The following is a 5,609-nucleotide window of genomic DNA, read 5'->3' on the forward strand; positions in this document are numbered from 1 at the left end:
AGTAATAGAATTTCTTTTTCACTTTTTACCATTATGATAATTCCCTCCATTTATATGTATGTTCATGTAATAAATCTCATCAATTAGAGGTATGGCTTGTAACTAATTCAAGACTTTAGTTTAAGTGTAACATTTTACAAACAATTCCACTTCAAAGAAAACCCCTGCCTTTAGCCGATTACATAGCTAAATACCGTTAAAATCCCTCTTTATATAATAAAAGACGCTGAAAATAATTTCAGCGCCTCTTCTCTATTCTAAATATTGATTTAAGTTTCCGGTAAAGGACTCTTTAATCGCTCCCAGCTTTTTCTGGCTTTCTTCTGCTGAATCACTTGTTACTCCAAAATAATATTTGATTTTCGGCTCTGTTCCACTTGGTCGTACACATACCCAGGAACCGTCTGCCAAAAAGTATTTTAATACATTGGAAGAAGGTAATAATATTTTCTCTTGCTCTCTGCCATCCGTAAATGTTCTTATAGATGATAAATAATCTTCCTGAGACAGCACTTCGATCCCTGCAACTTCTGTTATCGGATTCACTCTGATTTGCTCCAGCAGGTTAGCAATAGCATTTGCTCCGCTTACCCCTTTTTTCGTAACTGACACTAAGCCTTCTAGATAATAGCCATGTCTTTCATATAGATTGTTTAAAACATCTACTAATGTCAGCCCCTTCTGTTTATAGTAGGCAGCTGCTTCGACTAATGCCAAGACACTTTGAATTGCATCCTTATCTCTTGCAAAGTCCTTTACTAAATAGCCATAGCTTTCCTCATAACCAAAAAGAAACTCATATTCATTTGTTTCCTCGTAGTGTTTAATTTTCTCACCGATAAATTTAAAACCTGTTAGCACATCCTCTGTACTTGCGCCGTGGTATTCTGCTATTACTCTACCTAAATCTGACGTGACAATTGTTTTAAACACTCGACCTTTTGCTGGCATCGTCCCTTTTTTCTTACGCATCATCAATAAGTACTCTATTAAAATAGCCCCGGTTTGATTGCCAGTCAGGAGTTTATAGCCACTTTTTGTCTTAACTGCTGCTCCTACACGGTCACCATCTGGATCTACAGCTATTAAAATATCAGCTTCATGCTGCTCACCATATCGGATAGCATATTCAAAGGCACTTTTCTCCTCTGGGTTAGGAGACACAACCGTTGGAAACTCTCCATTTGGCTCCATTTGCTCTTCCACGAAAAAGATATGCTGATAGCCTGCTTCGGCCAAAATATGCTTCGTAGTTTTACCCGAAGCCCCATGTAATGGGGTAAATACTACCTTTAAATCTGTCTTTGATGCTAGTTCGGGATTTTCTTGTACCGTTTTTAACGCATCTATGTATGAGGAATCCATGCTCTCATCTAAATAAACGATTAGATCCTCATCAATTTCATTATTTATTATAGATAGTGCGTCTCCCGCTTTTTTAACATATTCAATAACAGTATCTGCATCCTGTAAATTTAACTGAGCACCGTCTTGCCCATATACTTTATAACCATTGTATTCAGGTGGGTTATGACTAGCTGTAATTACAATCCCCATATAGGCATTCAGCTTTCTCACTGAAAAAGAAAGCTGTGGAGTTGTTCTAGGCTCACGATAAATATAAGCCTTAATACCAGCAGCAGCTAGCGTATTCGCTGCCTCTTGTGCAAACTCTGGAGAAAATCTTCGACTATCATACGCAATAGCCACACCACGATTCATCGCATCCTTACCAGCAGCTTTGATATATTCTGCTAGACCAGTCGTTGCTTTGCGAACCGTATAATTGTTTATACGGTTCGTGCCAGCTCCTATTTCTCCTCGCATACCACCAGTACCAAATTCCAAATCTCTGTAAAAGGCATCCTCTTGTCTTTTTTCATCAGCGGCTAAAAGCTTAAGGTCGTCTTTCCATACAGCTTCCATATCATTTACGCTATTCCATTGCTCGAAGAGTTTTTTATAGGACATATATCTCTACTCCATCCATCATTTTTTATAATCTATACTGTATACATCATGTCGACGGTCTTTTAAATGCTTAACTGTACCATCTTGACGCTGTCTTCTTAAAATTTCTAAATCCACATCTCCGATTAATACCATTTCCACGTTAGGCTCTGTTTCTCCAACGATTCCGTCACGAGCAAATTCAAAATCCGAAGGGGCAAAGATTGCTGATTGAGCATACTGGATATCCATATTCTCAGTTTGAGGTAAATTCCCTACAGTCCCAGAGATTACCGTATAGATTTGATTTTCGACAGCACGAGCCTGAGCACAATATCGAACTCTTAAATAGCCTTGGCGATCTTCTGTACAAAATGGAGTGAAAATAATATTTGCTCCCATATCTGTTGCAATTCTTGCAAGCTCTGGAAATTCGATGTCATAGCATATTTGGATGGCAATCTTACCACAGTCTGTATCAAAAACTTTAACAGAGTCTCCTGCACTGATCCCCCACCATTTTCTTTCGTTAGGAGTTATATGAATTTTATATTGCTTATCAATAGATCCATCACGATGGAACAAGTAAGCAATATTATATATTTCCTCATTTTCTTCCTCTACGAAATGGGAACCCGCAATAATGTTAATGTTATATCGTACAGCAAGATCAGAGAATAGCTCCATATATTGAGGAGTGTACTCTGTTAGCTTACGTACAGCCTGGCTTGGAGATTGTTCATCTAAAAATGACATAAGCTGTGTTGTAAAAATTTCTGGGAATACCACAAAGTCTGATTGCGCGTCTGAAGCAACGTCTACAAAGTACTCACATTGGTTAGCGAATTCCTCAAAAGAATTAATCTTTCGCATCATATATTGAACTGCACAAATTCGTACCGGGTAGCTTGTTTTAAAGTGTCGCTTAGACAATGGAATATAATCGACGTTATTCCATTCCATTAATGTTGCATATTTTGCAGAGGCAACGTCATCTGGTAAATAATTTGGATTAATACGCATTAGCGTAAAGCCATTCATAAGCTGGAATGTTAGAACTGGATCATATATTTTATGTCGAGATACTGCAGTTACGTATTCACGTGGTGACATTTCATCGGCATGCTTGTGATAGTTAGGTACACGTCCACCAATTATGATTGATTTTAAATTGAATTGGCGTGCAATGTCCTTTCTACCTTCGTAAAGTCTTTGTCCAACTTTCATTCGGCGATATTTAGGATGTACCATCACTTCAATCCCGTATAGATTATATCCATCAGGATTATGATTGGTGATATACCCTTTATCAGTCACGTCAGACCAAGAATGGCGATCATCGTACTCATCAAAGTTAATAATAAGACTTGAACAGGAGCCAATTACCTTGCCGTCTAATTCGGCAACCAATTGTCCCTCTGGAAATATGGTCAAGTGACTTTTTAATTGTTCAACCTTCCAAGGGTCCATACCTGGGAAACATAAACGTGAAATTTCTAAAATCGAATCTATATCTGAGAAAGTCATTTCTCTAATAATCATACTTTTTTCAAACTGTGATAAATCAAATTCTTCTGACATTATACCGCTCCTCTTTTTAGTACTAACTTTCATTATATAACTCTTTTGTTCACATATAAAATATTTTACATGCCCTCTTTTAACGCTTATAATTCTATTTGAGTTCAAAGCATTTTAAAGGAGCATAACTATGACTAAGAAAATCGAAAATATTATGTTATTCATGTGGTCCGTTGCATTTGTAGCGACTCTGGGTTCCTTGTATTTCTCTGAGATACGGCAATACGAGCCATGCGAGTTATGCTGGTATCAGCGCATTCTCATGTATCCTCTTGTGATCATACTTGGGATAGCTATAGCACAAAAAAATGCAAAGATAGCTGTTACTACCCTCATATTTTCTACAATAGGACTATGCTTCTCTATTTATCATTATAGTCTACAAAAGCTGGCTTTTTTACAGGACGTAGCCCCTGCTTGCGGTAGAGTTCCTTGTACTGGTGAATATATAAATGTATTCGGATTTATCACTATCCCATTCTTAGCTTTAATAGCGTTTCTTTTAATCGCAATTAGTAGCTTAGTTATTTTGAAGAGTCTCAAGGAGGACAAGTAACATGAAGAAAGTTGCCATTATCGGCGGAGTAATAATATTAGTTTTTGTATTAATTTTTGTATTAAACAGTCAAAAAAATAAAAATGCTTTAGAGAATAATCCTTATGATACAGATAATCTAAAGCAATCCACTATTGACTTACTTGATGATCCAAATTACCAAAATATTATTTTACCAAAGGATCTAGATAATAAAATTAAAAAAGGGGAAACCTTTACAGTTTATTTCTTCAGTCCTGAATGCTCACATTGTAAGGAAATGACGCCAAGATTGACGCCACTTGCCGAGGAAAACAATGTAGAGATTTTAAAATATAATGTTTTAGAGTATGAACAAGGATGGGATGATTTCCAAATCGAAGGTACACCTACCTTAATTCATTTTGAAAATGGTAAAGAAGTGGCTCGCATGCCTAATGCTCAGCCAAATGAAAATATTCAAGCATTTTTTGATCAAGTTGTATTAAAATAAAGAAAAAGGTCATGTCTCATTGACATGACTTTTTTTAAAGGAGAGAGATTATGCAACATATACTTACTTATACGATTCAAGAGGATGATCTGACAATCGATCAGCTGCTCCAAACTAAATGGAAGCTCGGCAAGAAACTTATACATGAGCTCCGAATGCAAAAAGCTGTGACCGATCAAGACGGGGAACTATTACAATGGAAATTACCACAGCAGAAGGGCAATGTTTTGACTTTCAAATGGGAAGGAGAATCCTCCAGCTATTTACCATCTGACCAAATCCCTTTGTATATTGCCTATGAGGACGAGTATTTACTCATCGCCTCTAAGCCACGTGGAGTGTCGACCCACCCTAACGAGCAAGGTCAAAACCATACTTTAATGAATACAGTTACCCATTACTTGCAGAGCAAGGGACATTCCTACGGTGAGCATATCCATCGCATCGACGAAGGCACAAAAGGGCTGGTAGTAGTAGCGAAGAATCCAATCGTTAAAGGCATGCTAGACCGAATGATTGAGCAAAAAGAAATTGTCCGTACGTATGAAGCGATTGTAGAAGGTCAAATGAAGAGTAATCATGGTACCGTTCGTGCAGCTATTGGAAGCGACCGACACCATCCTACTAGAAGACGTGTATCTCCTTCTGGACAGCTGGCAATTACCCATTATGAGGTAGTCGGCCGACATGACCAATTTACAAAGGTGCATGCTATTTTAGAAACGGGTCGTACGCATCAAATTCGAGTACATTTAGCACATTTAGGTCACCCAATTGTTGGAGATGACTTGTATGGAGCAAAAAGATCACCTACTAAAACATATGAATTACATGCGTTCAAGGTTCAATTCAAGCATCCAATTACTGGAGAAGTAATTATTGCTGAGGATAAGCGATAACTATCTAACGCTAATCACAGTTTGTCCTCGAAATTACAATTTCGAGGGCTTTTTTATTTATCAAAATATGTGCTTAATGTATCTCTGTTATTACCGGCTCGTATTTAGAAATTATATCAACTCTATGTTCGATACAAGACAAGGAGTAATG

5 protein-coding genes are annotated in these 5,609 nt (G+C 37.4%); 3 read left to right on the top strand and 2 right to left on the bottom strand.

Annotation, left to right across the window (positions count from 1 at the left end; genetic code table 11):
- Nucleotides 1-252: 252 nt before the first annotated feature.
- Both AC06OU_RS07265 and AC06OU_RS07270 read right to left on the bottom strand, forming a co-directional pair.
- On the bottom strand, nt 253-1,971 hold the full coding sequence (locus tag AC06OU_RS07265; RefSeq protein WP_475854952.1) for a phospho-sugar mutase: 1,719 nt from the start codon (nt 1,969-1,971) through the stop codon (nt 253-255).
- An 18-nt stretch (nt 1,972-1,989) separates the two neighbouring features.
- Nucleotides 1,990-3,531, bottom strand: coding sequence for a carbon-nitrogen hydrolase family protein (locus AC06OU_RS07270; protein WP_169360642.1), 1,542 nt, complete (start codon nt 3,529-3,531; stop codon nt 1,990-1,992).
- 130 nt (nt 3,532-3,661) lie between these two features.
- Here AC06OU_RS07270 and AC06OU_RS07275 point away from each other — a divergent pair, with 130 nt between their 5' ends.
- The 3 genes from AC06OU_RS07275 to AC06OU_RS07285 are packed head-to-tail and all read left to right on the top strand — an operon-like array spanning nt 3,662 to nt 5,458.
- Nucleotides 3,662-4,087, top strand: coding sequence for a disulfide oxidoreductase (locus AC06OU_RS07275; protein WP_251556695.1), 426 nt, complete (start codon nt 3,662-3,664; stop codon nt 4,085-4,087).
- Between the two features lies 1 nt (nt 4,088).
- On the top strand, nt 4,089-4,559 hold the full coding sequence (locus AC06OU_RS07280) for a thioredoxin family protein (RefSeq protein ID WP_251556696.1): 471 nt from the start codon (nt 4,089-4,091) through the stop codon (nt 4,557-4,559).
- 50 nt (nt 4,560-4,609) lie between these two features.
- Nucleotides 4,610-5,458 (top strand): RluA family pseudouridine synthase, encoded by an 849-nt coding sequence (locus tag AC06OU_RS07285; RefSeq protein ID WP_285841734.1) that lies wholly within the window; start codon nt 4,610-4,612, stop codon nt 5,456-5,458.
- Nucleotides 5,459-5,609 lie beyond the last annotated feature (151 nt).

The sequence above is a fragment of the Psychrobacillus sp. genome (assembly GCF_056205495.1).